The 18,141-nt window shown below is 64.3% G+C and carries 17 protein-coding genes and 1 pseudogene; 9 read left to right on the top strand and 9 right to left on the bottom strand.

What is annotated here, in order from left to right; all coding sequences use genetic code 11:
* Positions 1–215: 215 nt before the first annotated feature.
* Both DL544_RS19745 and DL544_RS19750 read right to left on the bottom strand, forming a co-directional pair.
* A complete protein-coding gene (locus DL544_RS19745; protein ID WP_005419993.1) occupies positions 216–545 on the bottom strand; it encodes a hypothetical protein in 330 nt (109 codons plus the stop codon).
* 240 nt (positions 546–785) lie between these two features.
* Positions 786–1,388, bottom strand: coding sequence for a DUF998 domain-containing protein (locus DL544_RS19750; RefSeq protein ID WP_005419996.1), 603 nt, complete (start codon positions 1,386–1,388; stop codon positions 786–788).
* Between the two features lie 255 nt (positions 1,389–1,643).
* On the opposite strand from DL544_RS19750, the gene DL544_RS19755 reads away from it, so the two are divergent.
* The 3 genes from DL544_RS19755 (at position 1,644) to DL544_RS19765 (ending at position 3,910) form a co-directional block, all read left to right on the top strand.
* On the top strand, positions 1,644–2,504 hold the full coding sequence (locus tag DL544_RS19755; protein ID WP_235646041.1) for an OST-HTH/LOTUS domain-containing protein: 861 nt from the start codon (positions 1,644–1,646) through the stop codon (positions 2,502–2,504).
* A 474-nt stretch (positions 2,505–2,978) separates the two neighbouring features.
* A complete protein-coding gene (locus tag DL544_RS19760) occupies positions 2,979–3,335 on the top strand; it encodes a hypothetical protein (protein ID WP_049404444.1) in 357 nt (118 codons plus the stop codon).
* A gap of 44 nt (positions 3,336–3,379) precedes the next feature.
* Positions 3,380–3,910, top strand: coding sequence for a cold-shock protein (locus tag DL544_RS19765; protein ID WP_139727881.1), 531 nt, complete (start codon positions 3,380–3,382; stop codon positions 3,908–3,910).
* A 772-nt stretch (positions 3,911–4,682) separates the two neighbouring features.
* On the opposite strand, the gene DL544_RS19775 is transcribed toward DL544_RS19765, so the two are convergent.
* Positions 4,683–5,717 carry an RHS repeat domain-containing protein gene (locus DL544_RS19775; RefSeq protein WP_139727883.1) on the bottom strand — a complete coding sequence of 345 codons (1,035 nt, stop codon included), beginning with the start codon at positions 5,715–5,717 and terminating at the stop codon, positions 4,683–4,685.
* A gap of 406 nt (positions 5,718–6,123) precedes the next feature.
* Here DL544_RS19775 and DL544_RS22135 point away from each other — a divergent pair, with 406 nt between their 5' ends.
* Both DL544_RS22135 and DL544_RS22645 read left to right on the top strand, forming a co-directional pair.
* Positions 6,124–6,459 (top strand): magnesium chelatase domain-containing protein, encoded by a 336-nt coding sequence (locus DL544_RS22135; protein ID WP_255313003.1) that lies wholly within the window; start codon positions 6,124–6,126, stop codon positions 6,457–6,459.
* A 272-nt stretch (positions 6,460–6,731) separates the two neighbouring features.
* Positions 6,732–7,621, top strand: a pseudogene (locus DL544_RS22645) (YifB family Mg chelatase-like AAA ATPase).
* Between the two features lie 124 nt (positions 7,622–7,745).
* Here DL544_RS22645 and DL544_RS19785 read toward each other — a convergent pair.
* Both DL544_RS19785 and DL544_RS19790 read right to left on the bottom strand, forming a co-directional pair.
* Positions 7,746–8,132 (bottom strand): hypothetical protein, encoded by a 387-nt coding sequence (locus tag DL544_RS19785; RefSeq protein WP_065179393.1) that lies wholly within the window; start codon positions 8,130–8,132, stop codon positions 7,746–7,748.
* A gap of 177 nt (positions 8,133–8,309) precedes the next feature.
* A complete protein-coding gene (locus tag DL544_RS19790) occupies positions 8,310–10,628 on the bottom strand; it encodes a TonB-dependent receptor (protein WP_139727885.1) in 2,319 nt (772 codons plus the stop codon).
* 300 nt (positions 10,629–10,928) lie between these two features.
* Here DL544_RS19790 and DL544_RS19795 point away from each other — a divergent pair, with 300 nt between their 5' ends.
* The gene (locus DL544_RS19795; protein ID WP_235646039.1) at positions 10,929–11,462 is read left to right on the top strand and encodes a hypothetical protein; all 534 of its coding nucleotides are present in this window, start codon (positions 10,929–10,931) and stop codon (positions 11,460–11,462) included.
* A gap of 15 nt (positions 11,463–11,477) precedes the next feature.
* Here the strand turns inward: DL544_RS19795 and yidA are convergent, their stop codons facing one another.
* Positions 11,478–12,311 (bottom strand): sugar-phosphatase, encoded by an 834-nt coding sequence (gene yidA / locus DL544_RS19800; protein ID WP_139727888.1) that lies wholly within the window; start codon positions 12,309–12,311, stop codon positions 11,478–11,480.
* A gap of 149 nt (positions 12,312–12,460) precedes the next feature.
* Here yidA and DL544_RS19805 point away from each other — a divergent pair, with 149 nt between their 5' ends.
* The gene (locus DL544_RS19805) at positions 12,461–13,123 is read left to right on the top strand and encodes an exopolysaccharide biosynthesis protein (RefSeq protein ID WP_049444347.1); all 663 of its coding nucleotides are present in this window, start codon (positions 12,461–12,463) and stop codon (positions 13,121–13,123) included.
* Positions 13,124–13,210: 87 nt separating this feature from the next.
* Here DL544_RS19805 and DL544_RS19810 read toward each other — a convergent pair whose 3' ends face one another.
* From DL544_RS19810 to DL544_RS19820, 3 genes are all read right to left on the bottom strand, one after another.
* The gene (locus tag DL544_RS19810; RefSeq protein WP_065186567.1) at positions 13,211–14,521 is read right to left on the bottom strand and encodes a PQQ-dependent sugar dehydrogenase; all 1,311 of its coding nucleotides are present in this window, start codon (positions 14,519–14,521) and stop codon (positions 13,211–13,213) included.
* Complete coding sequence (locus DL544_RS19815; RefSeq protein ID WP_041863928.1) at positions 14,514–14,954, bottom strand: DUF2231 domain-containing protein; 441 nt, start codon at positions 14,952–14,954, stop codon at positions 14,514–14,516. The genes DL544_RS19810 and DL544_RS19815 overlap by 8 nt, the downstream gene beginning before the upstream one ends.
* Positions 14,955–15,062: 108 nt before the next feature.
* A complete protein-coding gene (locus DL544_RS19820; protein WP_235646038.1) occupies positions 15,063–15,473 on the bottom strand; it encodes a hypothetical protein in 411 nt (136 codons plus the stop codon).
* A gap of 251 nt (positions 15,474–15,724) precedes the next feature.
* On the opposite strand from DL544_RS19820, the gene DL544_RS19825 reads away from it, so the two are divergent.
* Together DL544_RS19825 and DL544_RS19830 are read left to right on the top strand one after the other, a co-directional pair.
* Positions 15,725–17,491 carry a S8 family serine peptidase gene (locus DL544_RS19825; protein ID WP_065186569.1) on the top strand — a complete coding sequence of 589 codons (1,767 nt, stop codon included), beginning with the start codon at positions 15,725–15,727 and terminating at the stop codon, positions 17,489–17,491.
* On the top strand, positions 17,491–18,069 hold the full coding sequence (locus DL544_RS19830; protein ID WP_065186570.1) for a DNA breaking-rejoining protein: 579 nt from the start codon (positions 17,491–17,493) through the stop codon (positions 18,067–18,069). Before DL544_RS19825 ends, DL544_RS19830 begins: the two co-directional genes overlap by 1 nt.
* Positions 18,070–18,141 lie beyond the last annotated feature (72 nt).

Below are 18,141 nucleotides of genomic sequence, written 5' to 3' on the forward strand. Positions count from 1 at the left end.
GCATTCCTGATCGCGTTGTCTGGCGCAGGCACGTTTCCTTTCAACCAAGGGCGGACATCAATCGCAAGAGCCTTCCTTATCGCGGAACTCCGGCGCGAGAGTTTGAGCTGCATCAGGCCGGCTAGATGCGCGACGCGCGGTTTTCATGCTCGGCCCTTGCCAAGCTGCTGCAAGATGATTGCAGGCTATTGGCTTTGGTCTACTCCAGCGATTCGTCACTCCCGCCCTTCCGCCTGGATATGGATAGACGAAACACCGGAAACCAAGGAATGGCTGGACCAAGCATCCAGCTCTTTCGCAATTGAACCACTCAGGTGCCATCCGCGGCCAGTGCACTGAGCCGAAGCCAGGGCAAGAACCACAAATTCAGGCCACGATTGCGCGGCATGATAGGAGCAGGCACTCACCATGAAGCCGCCCTTGTGATATGGCTCGGCGTGGAGATTGCTGACTTCAAGACCTGCTTGCTCAAACATCCGCGCCGCCACCTTGAGAGCTGCCTGCTGCGATGTGCAATTGGTGAACAAGCGCCAGTACAACTCCATGAGTCCACAATCTTCCAAAGGGCCCTCTGGGCGCGGTTGCGCTACTTATAGCAGAAGGCGCGTACGACCTTTCCCCTCTTGCCACCCGGGGTGCCAGCATCAAGGAACAGATAGTTGAAGAGCGCCCACGGCTTGAACAGTGGGCACCCTGGCATGAATCCCGAGAAGATCACCTTGAGCTGGGGCCGGAGAATCGAGAAGTCCTTGATCGGCCTTCCGTGCTCCTGTCGCGCGCTCCCATCAATGCGGAAGCTGCATCTTCAGCGCGCTTGAACCCCCGCGCAGCAGATACAACGCAACCAGAAACGGCCACAACGAGTTGACCGACGAGAACAGCCGCTGTGTCAGCCCCCTGAACCCCTCCGGGTCCGCTCCCACCACGTTCAACCAGAGATAAGCGATGCCCGCGACACTCACCATAGCAGTCACGGCGTACGCCCTTCGGTTGGCAGACCACGCGCTCAATTCGATGTGCGACATCGCCGGTGCAATGATGTTTGCGATGCCGATGGTGTAGAAGCCGTGCATCGGATGGCCCATGGGCCAGAGCCCGTTGGTCAGCATGGAAATGCCAAAGACCAACCAGCAGATTGCACCTACTGCAATCCGGCGACCGGACTCCCGCCATACCCCGATGGAGAACGCCACGAAGCCCACGCCGGAGCCGATAGCCGCGATCCTGCCGCAGAAGCTTGCAAGCGCTGGCGCCTGCAGGAGCTCGCTGGCGTGCTGTGCAAACGTGTTGTAGCCCGGCGCGGCCACGGCGGCAACGCTGGTCCAGAACAGGAACCACGGAAGCGGGACCAGACCCGCACACAGAAGAAGTCGGTTGCGGCGCAACACGTAACGTGATCCTTATAATGGCCTGCGCCAGTGGGTGGAATCCGTTCAAACACCGCAGAACCTTCCTGATCGGGGCAGGATGGCTCCGGCTGACTACAGAGGTAGTCATCTTCTGCACGACGCCCTAGGGGGTCAATAGGCAGAAAGTCACTCATGCCCGCAAGCGATGCAGACAACAACCTCATCATTCTGGTCCAGCCTGAGCTTCCACCATCTCTGGCTGTAAAGTTGACGTGTCCCATGCTCAGGTTTGCCATGTCCGCCGTCGACCAGAATGACATTGTCGGTGCACAGCACGAAGTGCAACGGCTTCTTGGCCGTTGCATTCTGCGACTTCAGCAGTGCGAGCAACTGATGAAGTCCATGCTCGCCTTTCAGAAGTTGTCCGGTACGCCGGAAGCACTCCCAATGGCTTTGGACAAGCGCAAAGCAGAGATCAGCGGCAAGACAATGGGGGTGCTGGTAGGTCACCTGACTGCCGAATGCGTGATCAAAGAGGGCAGCGAAGCCCCTGGCGGCCCATCGGGTTACGACAGCAATTCAAGCTTCGTCGCTCTGCACATGGGGCTAGAGTTTCCAGAGCAATCCCATGTAACGCTGCAAGCCGACCTGCGCGAACTGGTGAACCTCAGGAACGTGCTCGTTCACCACTTCATCGAGCAATACGATATCCAGACTGTCGAAGGATGCCTGAAGGCACAGGCTGCACTCAGCCGTTCCTACGCTCAGATCGACCGCCAATTTCAACGGCTGCGTGCACTTGCGGCAGATGTTGCGCGGGGAGCGAAAGCCTTTGCGGAGCTGGTTCAGTCTCCCCAGTTCCATGAGTTTATGGTCAACGGCATCGCGCCTGATGGACAGATCCATTGGCCGCTCACAGGTATTGTCAGTGCGCTGAGACAGGCCTTCCGAGAAGGGGCGATCGACGGCTGGGTGAGTCTGGACACAGCCGTTCGCTGGGTAGCAGAGCACCACCCGGAACAAACCCCCAAGAAGTACGGCTGTGCCCGATGGCGGCACGTCATTCACGAATCTCGTCAGTTCGAACTGCGCCACTTCGTGCACCACGGCCAGCTCGGGGCTTGGTTCCGCGAGCGGGCAGATTCGACTGGCTAGCCAGGCGCCGCCGTTGGTAATAGCAGCAATACGCTTTCGCCTACCAAGTGCTGTCGCATTTGCCGCTCCCTGCGTCTCTGGCGGAAGGTTCTGACGACTCCGTCGCAGAAGTGCCGCTGCGCCAAGCACGCCAAGGCTCTCGCCGCTTTCCTCGCTATGCGACAATGCCAAAAACGTCTCGGGTTTTGGCGGCATTGACCCCTACCCGTTGGCATTCCGAACAACAGCAGGTAATCGTTACTGCGCCACCGTGCATCGGTGGTCGGGACTCGAAAGCCCGTTTTGTTGGGAAGTAGTTTGCGCTTGCCAGCCGGCACCACCGCGCGTGGTGCCGGCTGGCAATCCGTCTGCCGGCTATGGCGGGCGGGGCGTGGGGGTCCTGTACCCGCCGGTTCCCAACATCCGGTTTTCGAGCCACGCTCTGCCCGCCACCTTTATCGGTGGCGGCGTCCGCCTGCATGCACGGAGCCCGCCATGACCACGCCGCACTCCCCACCCCCGCGCCACATCCAGCAAGTGCCCCCGGCCGAGCCAGCCCTGGATCCCAACAGCCTCATCGCCATCCTGCACGCCATCGGCGCGGGCGCTGCGGCCGACGGCCAGCCCTGGCCCGAGCGGCACCATCTACGCAGCCGGCAGATGCAGTTGTCCGACGCCGACTGCGCACTCACCGGCCAACGCATCGTGCAGGAGATCCTGCTGGCGGCCGAGCGCACGCGCCAGAACGGCGAGCCGGAGCAGTACGTCGGCGACCGGGTGATGGAGGGACTGGTGATGGCCGATCTGGCGCTGACCGCCTTCATCCACGAGCGGATGCGCCCCAAGGACTGAGCGCGCTTATGGCGCTGACCTTTCTGCCTGTGTGCGGGTGACGAATGAAGAAGCACGGCCTTGCCGCTGCGGCGGTGTGCATCGCGGTGATCGGCGCGATGTGGGTGGAGTGGCCTGAGCCTGCGAGCGATCAGGTGTGGGCCTACCAGAAGCTGCAGCCGGCCGATTACCGCCTGCTGCACAGTGATGCACTCGGCTTCGTGACCGCGAAGGCACTCGAGGGCTTTGAACTGCACACGCGCCATGCCGGGGCGACCTCCTTCGAGATCCGATGCAAGGGCGTGCTGCTGATGGAGGTGGAGAATGCGCCCTCGCGCGTGCTGATCCGCATGCCCGCCGATGCACGGTGGCGGGCGCCGGACATCGAGCGTCTGCGCACCAGCTTCGAGCGCTGGCTGGATCTGCATCAGAGCCAGGGGCGGTTGCTGGTGGAAAGTGCGGGGCCTTCGTGGGTTGAGGCGCGGTTTGGGCGCTTCAATGGGTTGGTGCTGGATGGGCAGCGGTGTCTGCTTGGGGCGCCCGGCATCCGCCAGCCCGATCCCACCAACGACTTCAGCGCTGAAGTGCCTTCGTAGGCAGACGCTCACAGTTGCGCTGCGCCTGCACCGCAAGGGGCCGCCCGATGCTCGATCATCAAGGACGGCGCCAACGTCAGGGGCGGTCTGTACTGATGGAAACCGAGCCGTCATCCAGCAGGTGGACGTTTACATATGCGTCTGGCGGAGGTATCCGATCGATCGACGCCCCTGCGGGAGAATGTCCCAACTGGTGATCGAGCCGCAGACTGTCCTGTGCACCAATCGGCGACTATCCAACCCTCGCTTGGCAAGCTCGGCCACAACTACTTCAGGAGGCTGGCGGTCGAAGCCCTTGTAGGCGGTGCACGTCTCTCCCGTCTGGCCAATGGGATACGTTGAACTCTCCACCTCATCCCGGCACCCCGGCAGGCCCATGGCGAGCGAGAGGGCCATCAGTACTCGCAAGCCGCGAGGGACTTCAAGTGAACACAGTTTTTCCAGCAGCCGATGTGGAGATTGGCATGCTTTCACTTGCACGCCGGTAAACCTCCCCGCAAAGAGCACAAGCCGCCCATTGGCCGACTTGTTCTTTGGTGCAAACGAAATCCCGGAACGGTGCACGCCTATCGCCTTCGACGCGAATTTTCCCACCACTGCTTCAGCGCAAGAAACAGTTGAAGGAATAGAAAGATCACCGCGAAGTAGCCCCAAATACGCAATCCCGTGTGCATAGCGTCCGGGTAATTGCGGTACGTGAGAACTGCGAAGTACGAAACGCCAAAGACCGCAGCGAGAAGCTGAGTGCCTATGAAGCCTTTCAACAAGGGACTCATTTCTTCTTCTCCAAGTCCTTCTGTACGATAGTCGCCCCTGCTCCCGCCAGGCCCTGGCCCGCTTGGGACGCCGCACCCTGGAGCGCCGATTGCCTGGGAATGGCAGTTCCGGTTGACGCAGTGGCAGTTGCCATGTTCGGTCCACCTGGGCCGCGGGATTGACTCAGCCGTTGGAGTGATCCCCGTGCAGCTGGCCCTGCGAAATCACCCATGGCAACGCCAACCCCGGAGGCTGCCAATCCACCCGCTGCACTGCCAATCGCGTTTGAAGCGACGCCCTCCGCCGTGATGGGCTGCCCTTTGATTGCGCTCTCTGCGGCGGAGCCGGCACCGCCTGCCACCGCATTGACCACGGTCTGTATAGCAACTGCACGCCCTACCGAAATCGTGCCAGATCCGACTGCCGCAACGGCTACTCCACCGGCGCCTCCGGAGACAGAGCCAACCGCAGCCGCAATGCCAGCCTCCACTTTGTCGATAGGCTTATCCGGATTCATGGCTTTCTGGACCGCGATGTCTGCGAGGCCGCCCAAGACGGCACCGTAGATGAATGGCATTACCGGGACCCTTCCTTCCGGATCGGTGAAGGAGTAGGGATTGCCGTAAGCGTAGCTGTAGCGATTGAAGTGTTTCGGACTTGAATGCGTGGAGATCGGATCCACCGAGAGGAAGAGTCCCAAGTGGGGATCATAGTAGCGCTGCTGCATGTAGCTCAGCCCAGTGGCAGCGTCGCTCACGTGTCCCGTATATCCAGGTCCATCCGCAACCTGCCCACCAACAACGGCCCCATAGGGTTCGTAGTCATAGCGCTTGACCACGTTGCCATTGGCGTCGGTCTCGGCAACCACCGAACCAAGCGCATCAGTATGAATGTAGGTGACCGTCTCGGCGCTTGCCGATGGCGCCAACGCCAAGCTCATCAGTGGTATGCAACTGAGCCAGGTCCCCATGGGGGCCCGTTTAGGAAAGCGCTTCGCCAAGCCCCAAGGAAAGAGGAAAACACGGTGATCGATCTCCTCGAACTTTTCCATCCTTCCAATCCCATTGAAAGGGCCTACAGCAAGATCCCGTCTTCATATCACAGCCCCTGATAGCTGGGGAAGCCACACTGAGACCCGTGCGTGTTGACGTGAATCAAGCGCTGGTTGTTGCCACGCTGATCTTTCAGAAGCATCCGCAGGTAGGGCACCTGGATTCCCCAAGTGAAATTGGCGTGGCGCTAGGAAGTGCGCGGCATGTGAAACCGACGCCCCTCATTGGAGTAGCACAGCGTTAGCGTCGATCCTTCACTTGATGGCAGAGACCCGTGTCCGCAGAGGAAGAAGACACGCTCCAACCATCGGCCGGAATCCCCCTAGTATCTGCACCAGCAATTCCCGATAGTCCCACGCAGATTACCTGCAGCACCATCGAGCGTCCCTCTGCAGGAATCCACACATGAGCCTGGCGCTGGTCCACAGCCGTGCCCGCGCCGGGGTCGATGCCCCACTGGTGCGGGTGGAAGTGCACCTCTCTGGCGGCCTGCCTGCCACCCAGATTGTCGGACTGGCCGAGACCAGCGTGCGTGAATCCCGTGAGCGCGTACGTGCGGCCCTTCTTTGCGCCCGCTTCGACTTTCCGCAGCGGCGCATCACGCTCAACCTCGCGCCCGCTGACCTGCCCAAGGAAGGCGGGCGTTACGACCTGGCCATCGCGTTGGGCATTCTGGCAGCCAGTGGCCAGATCGATCCGCAGTCGCTGCTGCAATACGAGTTCCTGGTGAGCTTGGCCTGACCGGCGAGCTGCGGCCGGTGGCGGGCGCGCTGCCCGCTGCGATTGCAGCGGCTGACGCTGGGCGCATCCTGGTGGTGCCGCCGGGCAATGCCGCAGAGGCCGCGTTGGCCGAGCACGCCGATGTACGTGTGGCGCGCACGCTGCTGGAGTGCTGCGCCGGGTTGGGCAATCCGCGCCTGTTGCCGTCCGTGGAGCGCGTGGACACGACACCGTTGCCACTGCCCGATCTGGCCGACGTGCGCGGGCAAGCGCATGCGCGGCGCGCGTTGGAAGTGGCGGCCGCCGGTGGGCACCATCTATTGCTGATCGGTAGCCCTGGCTGCGGCAAGACACTGTTGGCCTCACGCCTGCCCAGCCTGTTGCCGGACACCGAGGAAGCCGAGGCGTTGCAGCTGGCCGCGATTGCCTCAGTGAGCGGTGAGGGGCTGGATCCGCGGCGCTGGCGACAGCGTCCGTTCCGGGCGCCGCACCACAGCGCGAGTGCGGCGGCGCTGGTGGGTGGGGGCAATCCGCCTGCCCCGGCGAGATCTCGCTGGCCCATCACGGCGTGCTGTTCCTGGATGAGCTACCAGAGTGGAACCGCAGTGCGTTGGAAACCCTGCGAGAGCCGCTGGAATCCGGCCACATCCGCATCGCCCGCGCGGCACGCAGCGTGCAGTATCCGGCGCGATTCCAGCTGGTGGCGGCGATGAATCCCTGCCCCTGTGGCTGGGCCGGCGACCGCAGTAACCGCTGCCTGTGCAGTGATGAGCGCATCAACCGCTACCGTGCGCGGGTTTCTGGCCCGCTGCTGGACCGCATCGACCTGCATATCAGTGTGACGCGCATGGATGCCGTGGAGCTGCGGGAGAGCACGCCACTGGGTGAGCCCAGTGCTGCGGTACGTGCACGGGTGGAAGCCGCCCATGCCCGGCAGCAGGCGCGTGGCGGGCTCAATGCGCATCTGCCGCCAGCGGCGCTGCGAGCCTGTACCCGACTCAGCGAGGCAGATCAGGACATGCTGGAGCAGGCCATCGAGCGTCTGCAGCTTTCCGCACGTGCGATGCACCGGATTCTGCGCGTGGCGCGCACGATTGCGGATCTGGCGGGTTGTGAAACGATCCACACGGCGCATCTGGCTGAGGCGATTGGCTATCGGCAGTTGGATCGGGGAAAGCCTTAGAAATGACGGTCGGGTTGGCTATTGGTAGAGTCGACCGTTGGTCGACTCTCGCGCGAAGCGCGGCCTTCTGAGAGGTAGATGCGAAGAGCGGTCGACTAACAGTCGACCCCACCAAGGGCAGGCATCAGGCTGCCGAATGCAACCGTCCCCGCTTCGCCAGCAGCGCCACCCGACGGCTGACCAGCGCGTGCAGCTCCGCCAGCTCCGACGCCCGGCCAGCCGTCATGTTGTCGCCGAACAGCACCCGCGACAGCCCCGCCGCGTCGCTGTCCTCCGGGTGCTGCCAGCGGTCGCGATATACCTTCTGGCACACCAGCCAGGCCTGCGGCAGCCCACCGCCGGGTAGCGGGCGGACCACGCGTTCGTAGACGTGCCAGAAGTGGTACTCGGCCTGCAGGTCGATCACAGGTGCCACGGACGGCGCCTGCCGGGGCCGTCCTGGGCCTCGGATGCCGAACAACCGGGTTGGCGGGGTCTGCTGTGCCATGCGCACAGGATGACCCAGCAACATTGTGGGAACCTTGCGTCGCCGCCAGAATATCCCTGTTGATTGCGCAAGGCGGGCTTCAGGGCGGGCTTCGGGGTCAGAGCCCTTTGCCGTGCAAAGGGATCTGACCCCCGATCACGGGATGGCTGCGGGGTCGGATCCCTTTGCGCAGCAAAGGGCTCTGACCCCGCCCTCGTCGCCTCAGAACGCCATCGAGGTACTGAACATCAGCTGCCGTGGCGCGCTGCGCTGCAGGGTCTGGTAATCCCCCGAGAACGACGAGCCGGCGATGGTGGCGGTGCCGATGTTGTGGCGGTTGAACAGGTTGCTCACGTCCAGCCGCAGCTCCAGGCCGGGCACGGCGCTGTCCGCACCGAAGCGGTAAGCGGCGTAGGTGTTGACCTGCCAGAACGTGGGCACGCGGATGTCGTTCTCGTAGGTGAAGGGCTGGCGCAGGTACGAGGTGCTGGTTGCACCAAAGCGCCAGTCACCGAAGTGGGCGGACAGGTCGCTGACCAGCGAGATCTGCGGGTAGCCCGGCTGGGCGTTGCCCTTGATCGGGTACACCGTGTCATCCACCACGAAATCGCTGTCATAGTACGAACGGGCCACGGCCACGCCCTGGTAGAACTGCAGGTGGTCGGTCAGGTCGGCGGTGATGCCGAGGTCGGCACCGATCACGTGCATCTTCGGCATCAACCGCACGGTGTTGATCTGTGCGAACTGGGTGCCGATGGCAGCCGACAGCAGGCGGTTGCGGATGTCGTTGTAGAACACGTCGCCGGTGATCGTCAGCCGGTCGAAGCGATGCGATGCACCCACGGTGAGGTTCCAGTTCTTTTCCGGACGCAGGGTACCCGCTACGCGGTCGAACTCTTCCTGGTCGGTGATGGTCCACGCCGAGGCGGTGTAACCGATGTTGCCGCGCTGAGCGACGCGATAGCCGTTCATGGTATTGGCCAGGTCGATGAAGGCATCGGTGGATTCGGTCGGGCTCCAGAACAGCGAGACATGCGGCAGGAAGTTGCTCTTCGCGCGCAGCGTGCCGTTCACCGGCCGGTCCTTGGCATCGCCGAGGCCGCCGCCGCGGGTGCGGAAGTCCACGGCCTTGAAACCAACGCCCAGCTTCAGCGTGTCGTTCAACACGATGTCGTCCTGCAGGTAGAACTGGCGCGAGCGGGTCACCCAGCTCGATGCGTTGTCGGTCTTGAACGCGGGACCATACACATCGAACGGGCCGGTGGCCTTCAGCGGCGGGCCCTCGCCCAGCAGTGGCTGCGGGTACCACTCGGTCTTGGCGGCGGCCTTGCTCTTCTCCTGCCAGAAGCCGGCGGTGAAGGTGTGCGCGCCGGTCTCGAACTGCAGGTTGACCATGCCACCCAGCCGGTTGAGGCGCGGTGTCTGCACCTGTTCGGAGAACGGCGCACCGTTGGGCGATGGCACGGTCGGGTCGGTCAGCGTGGCCTGGGTGTGGCTGTTGGCGTTGTACAGCTGCACGTTGCCACTCAGCGCCGGGGTGATCTGGAAGCGATGGTTGATCGATGACACGCGGTCGCGGGTGATCTGGCCGGTGTCGTACGGAATCAGTTCGGAAAGCTCGCCGCAGGTGTAGGCGCCGCAGGACTTGTCTGCATTCTCCGGCGAGGCCACGTACCACGCCCACGCATAATCGGGATAGAAGATGTCGGCCTTCCAGCCCAGTTTGCGGATCATGTCGAAGGAGATGTTGTTGTAGCCCCAGACCTTGGCCTTGCTGTCGGACAGGAACACGGTGACATCGCCCCAGGCGACGTCCTGCTGCAGCTTCAGGTCGCCGCGCAGGAAGTTCTGCGTGCCCTCGCCCTGGTACTTGTCGGCAGACACGCGCTGCAGGTCGACCAGTACTTTCGGGCCCTGCTCGCCGAGCTGGCCGCTCTGCCCGGATACGGTGGTGACCAACGTGCTGTTGCTGCCCACGCCCTGCTTCACGCGCAGGCTGGGCGTGTCCTGCAGGTCGCGCAGGCGGTATTCCAGGCTGCCGCCGTTGACGCTGCTGGAGAACACGCTGACCGGTGCGCCACCGGGGCTGACCGTGATCGCGCCGATGCCATCGGGCACGCCCACGTTCACCACGCTGGTGCCGGTAAGCGAGAGGAAGCCGTTGTCGTTCAGCGGCACGCCCTCGAAGGTGATGCCCATTTCATTCATGCGGAAGCCGCGCACGAACAGGCTGGTGGCCGAGATATCCAGGCCCAGCCCGTCGGTGGCGGTGTAGCTGGCGCCCGGCACCTGCTTGAGCATGGCCAAGCCGTTGTTGCCGGTGACCATCGCGTCGAGGTCTTCGGCCTTGATGATGTAGCGGTTGGGACCAACCACCTGGGTCGGTGCCACGGCCGCGCCACGCGGCGCGGCGATGACCTGCAGGGCATTGAGCGTGGTGGGCGTGTCGTGCGCGGCATCGTGCGTTTCTGCGGCGTACGCAGGGGCGGTGATGGCCGCGATGATCGCCAAGGCAAGGCGTGTCGTGGGTGGGGTGTTCATGGCAGCAGATCCAGGGTGCAGGGAGAGAGCGGCGCAGGCGCACGCCCAGCGCGTTGCAGCGCCGGTGTCGGCGCCCTGGCTGGCAGTGCGATTGCGTTGAGAGGGTGACGGCGCGGTGCGCGCCGGTCAGCAGACGAAGACGATCATCTGCCGCAGGATTCGATGGCGTGATTTCGACGTGCGAAATTCTTGCATCGCACTGGCGCATCCGCCATTGCGCCGTGGTACAGCGCGGCTATACGCAGGTATCGTCCTGTCCGGTATCTTCAGATACCCGATTCCGGATTGGCAGGAGCCTTGATGATCCGCTGGACCACCTGGAAAGTAATAGCCATCGTTTGCGTGACGCTGCTTTCGTGCATGGAAACTGCGCAATCGCACGACAGAGTTGAAGTGCGTTCCCCACAGCGTCTGGATGCCCTGATCGACGCGCTGGTCACCACGCCGTCGCCGATCAGCCCGGCCCAGTTGCATGAGCTGGGCATCATCGCGCCGTTTTCCTTTGAGAAGGATGCAGGACCGCGCATCTACCGGTCACAGCCGATGCTGACCGCCGATGGCTATGCCATCGACAATGTGGAGTATCGCGTGATACGCGGCAAGGACGATGACATCCGCCTCCTGTTCGTCACGTTCGTGGATACGCCATGCTTCCCACTGGAGCGGTTGGCTAAGCGTTACACCCTGCAGCCATTCATCTATCCACCCAGCCATGGTGCGCCATTGATCGCGCGGAACCACGAGCAGCACCATTCGCTCACCGTAGGAGCGCAGGAGATCATCGTCCGCAGCCAGCGCGATGCTCCGCACTGCGTGCTGGGCCTGAGGCGCTGAGCGCCGCTTGGCGCCTCAACGCAATACGTAGGTCTCAATGGCGCGCGCCACGCCGTCATCAGCATTGCTGCTGGTCTCGAACCGCGCCACCGCCTTCACCGCGTCGATGGCGTTACCCATCGCCACGCTGGTGCCGGCGTACTGCAGCATGGTCAGGTCGTTCTCCTGGTCACCGATGGCCATCACGTTGGCGCGGTCGATGCCCAGGTGCTCGGCCAGCTTCTGCAGGCTCGGCCCCTTGCCTGCACGGTGGTCGAACACTTCCAGGAAGAACGGCGCGCTCTTCAGTACCGCGAAACGTTCGGTCAGCTCGCTGGGCAGGCGCGCGATGGCGGCATCCAGCACATCCGGCGCGTCGATCATCATCAGCTTGATGAAGGACATCGACGGATCCATGTCCTCCACGCGGCGGTACGACAGCGGCATCCGCGAAAGATGCGAGTCGGCTACGGTGTAGTAGCTGATGTCCTGGTTGGGCGTGTACATGCGCTGGCTGTCCAGCGCCTGGAAGTGCACGCCGAGTTCGCGGGCCACCTGCTCGCAGAACAGGAAGTCGTCGAAGCTGAGCGGATACTCGACCACGGTTTCGCGCGTGCCGATGCGCTGCACCAGGCCGCCATTGCAGGCGATGCAGTAGTCGTCGTTGCCGGTGATGCCCAGCTCGTGCAGGTACGGCGCCAGGCCCGGAACCGGGCGGCCACTGGTCAGCACGATGTGCACGCCCAGCGCGCGCGCCTGCGCGATGGCCTTCCTGGCGCGGGAGGTGAGCTGGTGCGACGGGTCCAGCAGCGTGCCATCCATGTCGATGGCGACCAGTTCGATGGTCGATTGCCGGCGGCCCATGTCCATTGCGTTCAACTCGTGCGGGGCACGCCAGTTTACCCCCTCATGCCCGGTTCACCTCTTTGCCCACGTTGGCCGGGATACTGCGGGAGCCTGTGCGTCCCCCACCGCAGGACGGCCCGTTGACCGCCCTTCCCTGGAGAACCTTGCGACGCATGACCTACCGTGCCCCTGAAACCAATGACAGCGCGCCCCTGGCCCAGCAGATCGAGCAGATGATCGACGAGCTGCCCGGCGACCAGGTGAGCGTCGGCACCCTGCTCAGCGCGCTGGGCGATGAGGGCCTGCTGCTGATCGTGATCCTGCTCTCGGCCATCTTCATCATTCCGGTGTCGATTCCCGGGCTGAGTACGGTGTTTGGCGCCTCGATCCTGCTGATCGGCCTGAGCCGGGTGCGCAACCGCCCGCTGTGGGTGCCACAGAAGCTGGCCCGCCGCGAGATCGCCACCGACAAGCTGAAGGCCAACCTCGGCCGTGCGCTGAAATGGGTGCACCGCATGGAGCGGCTGTCGCGGCCGATGCGGCTGGCGGTGATGGTGCGCTCGAAGAAGATGATGCGCCTGAACAACCTGATGCTGGTGTTCGCGACCCTGCTGTTGATGGCGCCGGCCGGGCCGATACCCTTCAGCAACACGCTGCCGGCGCTGGCGCTGATGTCCTTCGCCATCGGTTTCATCCAGCGCGATGGCGCGGCGGTGGCGGCCGGTTATGGCTTCGTGGTGGCCACAGTGGTGTATTTCGGCGTGCTGCTGGGCGGCGTGGGGTTTGCTGCGGAATCGGTGTTCAGCGGGTTCCGCAGCAGTACTGCGGAACTGTAGAGCCGAGCCCATGCTCGGCTGCTCTTCGACCTGTACGCGAAACCCCGCGCTGCGCGCGTAAGCCGAGCATGGCTCGGCTCTACAGAACTACCTGGCCGACACCCGCCACACCACGTCGCCCACGTCGTCGGCCACCAGCAGCGCGCCCTCGGCGTCCATGGCCATGCCCACCGGTGCGCCCATCAGGGTCTTCTCGTCCTTTGAGGCGAAGCCGCTCACCACGGTCTGCGGGCGCCCGGTCGGCTTGCCGTCCTTGAACGGTACATACACCACTTCGTAGCCGCTCAGCGGTGAACGGTCCCAGCTGCCGTGCTCGCCGATGAAGGCACCGCCGTGGTACTGCGCCGGCAGTGCCTGTCCGGTGTAGAACAACAGGCCCAGGGGTGCCACGTGCGAGCCGATGGCGTAGTCCGGCACGATTGCCTTGGCCACCAGGTCCGGCCGCTGCGGCTGCACGCGTTCGTCCACGTGCTGCCCGTAGTAGCTGTAAGGCCAGCCGTAGAAGCCATCTTCCTTCACCGAGGTGAGGTAGTCAGGCACCAGGTCGGCACCGATCTCGTCGCGTTCGTTTGCTACCGCCCACAGCTTCCCGGTACTCGGCTCCCAGTCCAGCCCGGTCGGGTTGCGGATGCCCGAGGCGTAGATGCGGCTGCCGCGGGTGGCCACGTCCACTTCCAGCACCACCGCACGGCGGTATTCGACGGCCAGGCCGTTCTCGGTGATGTTGCTGTTGGAGCCCACGCCCACATACAGCTTGCGGCCATCACGGCTGGCCAGCAGTTCCTTGGTCCAGTGGTGGTTGATGGTGCTGGGCAGGTCGGTGAACTCGCGGCCCTTGTCCGACATGCGGGTTTCGCCGGGCACGTAGTGGTACTGCATGATGTTGCCGGTGTTGGCCACGTACAGCGTGTCGCCGATCAGCTGGATGCCGAACGGCGAATGCAGGCCCTCGATGTAGACATGCTGGGTCCACGTGTTCGTTCCCGGCGTGCGGCGCAGCAGGGTGACCCGGTTCCCGCCCTTGCCGGCCTTGCCCGAGCGCGCTTTGACCTTGCCGGCAATCCACTGCTTGGGCGTGGTGACCGGTTCTTCACCGGGGCCGTTGCCTTCCACCACCAGTACATCGCCATTGGGCAGGGTCAGCAGGCGCCGCGGATGCTGCAGGTTGGCGGCGATGCGCTCGATCTTCAGGCCCTCGGCCACCGTGGGGGTCTGCCCATCAGTCCAGCCGACGCCCTTGGGCACCTGCATCGGCGGCATCAGGAAGTTGGCCGGCTTGGGCAGCGGCGGCTGCGGGCCCGACTGATCGGCGGGATGGTATTCAGCCTTGCCGGCGCAGGCCGACAGCATCACGGCCAGCGCCAGGGCGCCCACGGTGGGCAGGATGTGCTTAGCCATGACGACCTCCCTGCAGCACCGGCGGCTGCAGTGACAGCAGTATCAGGCCCAGGGCGATCAGGGCCACGGTCAACGCCGACAGGATCGTGCCCGGCACCGCAACGGCGTACGCGTCGCGGCTGTGCACGAAGGCGTTCCAGATGGCCAGCACCACCGCGACCAGGTTGAGGAAGAAGTCGATGCGGTCGATGCGGGTGGCGGTACCGTTGCGGCGCCAGACCGCGAAGAGGTTGATCAGGCGCGGCACGATGGCGATCAGCAGGCCGAAGGTGATCAGCCAGGCAGCGGCCTTGCCCCACATCACCTCGGCGCTGTTGAGATAGATCGCGTCGAAGATCAGTGCGCCGACGAAGAAGCCGAAAGGTATCGGGTTCAACAGGCTGAACAGCGTGGTGCCGAGGCCGCGATGGGCCTGGGCGAGCGGATTGACCATCATCGTGCTCCGTGCGGAAGGGTGCACGGGCTGTAGTAGCACAGCGCGATGTGAGGACGCGCGATGATGCCCCGGCGGGGCTGCCACACCCTCCGCGCAGGCACCGCGCTAAGTGGATTCGTCCTCGCGCACCTCGTGGAAGGGCAGCATCGTCTCGAAGCCGAATTCGTGTTCCATGCTGGTGCGGACCAGGCCGCCGATGGCGTAGCGGCTGGTGTTGGCGTGCACGTCTATGCCACCAGGCCGCCACTCGGTGCGCAGATGCAGCGTCTCTGCGCGTCGCATGACGATCCGTTCCTCCTGCAGCAGCGCGCGACGATGCTTCTTCATCAACAGGCGCAGCGGTTTCACCGTGGTGATGCCGAAGGCTGCCAGCTCGGGCAGCAACTCGCTGATATCGGCATCGTCGCCATAGTCGTGGCTGCGCGTATGCACGGACAGCACCACCTTGCGGATGGCGGCAACCGAGAGCGGGGTCTGGTCCACGCGCGCACGGGCACGCTGGCGTGCGTTCTTCATGTGTGACTTCACCTGCATGCGATTACCCACGTTTCCCGTACCTCGAAGCAAGCGAGCGATGATGGCGTGAAGGCATTCGAGTGCCCCGTCATAACTTGGCGTACTAAGTGTTTGTGACGCAATTGGCACATTCGCACATTGCGGGAGTGAAGAGGTAGGGGGTTCTTCGTTATGTCGCGTTTGGCTCGTTGCGATGGGGCAGTTCCGCCCCGCCGTCCTGCCATGCCGATTCACAACAGAAGGATTCGTGTATGAAGCGACACACGCAACGCACCGCGCCACCGCGCTCCGCGCGCCTGGCCCTCGCCACTGCCTTGGTACTGGGCAGCCTGGCCGTCACTGCCCAGGCCCAACAGGCCGATCCACTGGCGGCAATACAGTGGCACCTGCTCAACACCGGGCAGACGGTCCCGGCTGACACGCTGCCGGTGGCCGGCAACGATCTGAACGTGGATGGCCTGTTCCGCAACGGCATCCGCGGCCAGGGCGTCACCATCGCCATCGTCGATGACGGCCTGCAGATCGCGCATCCGGACCTGGCGGCCAACGTGGCCGCGGTGGCCGGCAAGAACTTCACCAATGGCTCGAACAACCCCACCCCGACCAACCCGGATGTCGACAACCACGGCACCATGGTCGGTGGCATCGCCGGCGCGGTGGGCGCCAACAACCTGGGCGTGCGCGGTGTGGCCCCGGCGGCGACGTTGAAGGGCTTCAACCCGATTTCGCGCTCGGCCCTGGGCAACCAGCAGAGCAACATTGAATACGCCTGGTGGGACGGCGCGGAATCGGTCGACGTGCAGGTGTTCAACAACAGCTGGGGCGCCGGCCCGGGCAATCCAAACCTGCCGCTGGCGTACAGCGAAAACACGATTCGTTCGTACGAGCAGGCACTGTCGGGCACGCGCGGTGGCCGCGGCGGCATCTACGTGAAGTCGGCCGGCAACAACTTCAACAATGCCTCCATCAGCCAGACCCAGGATGTCTGCACCACCGACACCAAGAACCGCAACACCGGCTGCGTGCCGGCCGGCCGTGATCCGCGCAACAACCTGTTCAACGTGATCACCGTGGGCGCGGTGCGCGCCGATGGCGTGCGCTCGTCTTACTCCTCCACCGGCTCGGCCCTGTGGGTGTCGGCCTTTGGCGGTGAGTACGGCCTGCAGGCACAGTTTGCGCCCGGCCTGGTGGCGCGCGCGTACGACCCGGCCATCGTCACCACCGACGTGACCGGGTGCGCGCAGGGCAGCAACAAGAACACCAACCGCCAGAACACCCTGGACAGCAACCTGTCGGCCATCGACAGCACCTGCAACTACACCGCCAAGATGAACGGCACTTCGGCGTCGGCGCCGATGGTATCGGGCGTGGCGGCACTGGTGCTGGAAGCCAATCCGAACCTGTCCTATCGCGATGTGAAGTACATCCTGGCCACCACCGCCACGCGCAACCACCCGAACCAGCCGGCGGTGACGCTGGCCGACGGGCGCACGCTGGTGCCGGGCTGGACGGTGAATGCCGCCGGCCGTGCCTACAGCAACTGGTATGGCTTCGGCGTGGTCAACGCTGCACGTGCAGTGCAGGTGGCCGAGAACTTCCAGTCGCTCGGTGCGCTGGTCGACAGCGGCTGGCGCACCACCACGCGTACCGTGGCCATCGGCAATACCTCGGCCGCCGCCGCACGCCTGACCTTCCAGTTGGCCAACGGCGCGCGCAACATCGAAAGCGTGCAGCTGGGATTCCGGGTCAACCACCGCAACACGCGCCAGCTGCAGTTCGTGCTGGTGTCGCCCAGCGGCACCCGCAGCGTGGTGCAACCGGCGTTCACCGCGATCGGCTCGGGCACGGGTGGCGCGCAGAGCAATTTCACCAGCTGGGACCTGCTGTCCAGCAATGCCTTCTTGGATGAGAATGCCAGCGGCACCTGGACGCTGGAAGTGACCGACATGGGGCAGGCCGCGACCGCAGCTTCGCGCGGCAACCTCGAATTCTTCAAGATCCGCGTTCTGGGGCACTGATGATGAAGACCACCATTCTGTTGAGCACGCTCGCCCTCGCGGCGATGACCTCCCCTGCCTGGGCACAGAGCTCGGGGCAGACTCCTCCGGCCAGGACCCTGTCGACCGTGGATGTGCAGGAACTGAAGGCGTCCGCTACCGGCCGCGCGTTCGATGTAGGCGGCACGCGTTTCCAGCTGTCCCCCTCGGCCACGGTGAAGCAGGCCAGCGGCGGCCAGTTCACGATCACCCCGCAGGCGGCGGCGACCACCAGCTCGCGTACCAGGCGTTCGCTGGATGGCGCAGCGGCGGCACCTGCTGATGCCGGTGCCGGCAAGTTCGCGGCGGCGGTCTCCCGTGACGGCGCGCCGGTGGTGGCGACGTCGCGGGTCAAGGTGTTCTTCACCGATGCAGCCTCGGCCCAGCGCGCAGCCGCCGCCACTGGCGGTACCGTGGTGAAGGTCTCCAGGGCTTCAGGCCAGGCCATCGTGGAGTACCCGTCGGTGAACGCGGCGCTGGATGCGACCACCAGGCTGCTGTCCACCGCCGGTATCCGCGCGACCGAGCCGGACGTGGTGCAGTGGGAAGAGACCAAGTAAGGCGTTGAGTGGTGCCCCTGGCCGGTTGGCTCTCCTGGCCGGCCGGGGGATTGATGTCAGGGTGTGCCGACC

This window comes from Stenotrophomonas sp. pho, from assembly GCF_006228405.1.
GTDB lineage: Bacteria > Pseudomonadota > Gammaproteobacteria > Xanthomonadales > Xanthomonadaceae > Stenotrophomonas > Stenotrophomonas sepilia.

Excerpts from the sequence above, each read along its gene's own strand:
- DL544_RS19745 (WP_005419993.1), bottom strand. The coding sequence starts at position 545 with ATGGAGTTGTACTGGCGCTTGTTCACCAATTGCACATCGCAGCAGGCA.
- DL544_RS19755 (WP_235646041.1), top strand. The coding sequence starts at position 1,644 with ATGTCCGCCGTCGACCAGAATGACATTGTCGGTGCACAGCACGAAGTG.
- DL544_RS19760 (WP_049404444.1), top strand. The coding sequence starts at position 2,979 with ATGACCACGCCGCACTCCCCACCCCCGCGCCACATCCAGCAAGTGCCC.
- DL544_RS19765 (WP_139727881.1), top strand. The coding sequence starts at position 3,380 with ATGAAGAAGCACGGCCTTGCCGCTGCGGCGGTGTGCATCGCGGTGATC.
- DL544_RS19775 (WP_139727883.1), bottom strand. The coding sequence starts at position 5,717 with ATGGAAAAGTTCGAGGAGATCGATCACCGTGTTTTCCTCTTTCCTTGG.
- DL544_RS22135 (WP_255313003.1), top strand. The coding sequence starts at position 6,124 with ATGAGCCTGGCGCTGGTCCACAGCCGTGCCCGCGCCGGGGTCGATGCC.
- DL544_RS19785 (WP_065179393.1), bottom strand. The coding sequence starts at position 8,132 with ATGTTGCTGGGTCATCCTGTGCGCATGGCACAGCAGACCCCGCCAACC.
- DL544_RS19790 (WP_139727885.1), bottom strand. The coding sequence starts at position 10,628 with ATGAACACCCCACCCACGACACGCCTTGCCTTGGCGATCATCGCGGCC.
- DL544_RS19795 (WP_235646039.1), top strand. The coding sequence starts at position 10,929 with ATGATCCGCTGGACCACCTGGAAAGTAATAGCCATCGTTTGCGTGACG.
- yidA (WP_139727888.1), bottom strand. The coding sequence starts at position 12,311 with ATGGACATGGGCCGCCGGCAATCGACCATCGAACTGGTCGCCATCGAC.
- DL544_RS19805 (WP_049444347.1), top strand. The coding sequence starts at position 12,461 with ATGACCTACCGTGCCCCTGAAACCAATGACAGCGCGCCCCTGGCCCAG.
- DL544_RS19810 (WP_065186567.1), bottom strand. The coding sequence starts at position 14,521 with ATGGCTAAGCACATCCTGCCCACCGTGGGCGCCCTGGCGCTGGCCGTG.
- DL544_RS19815 (WP_041863928.1), bottom strand. The coding sequence starts at position 14,954 with ATGGTCAATCCGCTCGCCCAGGCCCATCGCGGCCTCGGCACCACGCTG.
- DL544_RS19820 (WP_235646038.1), bottom strand. The coding sequence starts at position 15,473 with ATGAAGAACGCACGCCAGCGTGCCCGTGCGCGCGTGGACCAGACCCCG.
- DL544_RS19825 (WP_065186569.1), top strand. The coding sequence starts at position 15,725 with ATGAAGCGACACACGCAACGCACCGCGCCACCGCGCTCCGCGCGCCTG.
- DL544_RS19830 (WP_065186570.1), top strand. The coding sequence starts at position 17,491 with ATGATGAAGACCACCATTCTGTTGAGCACGCTCGCCCTCGCGGCGATG.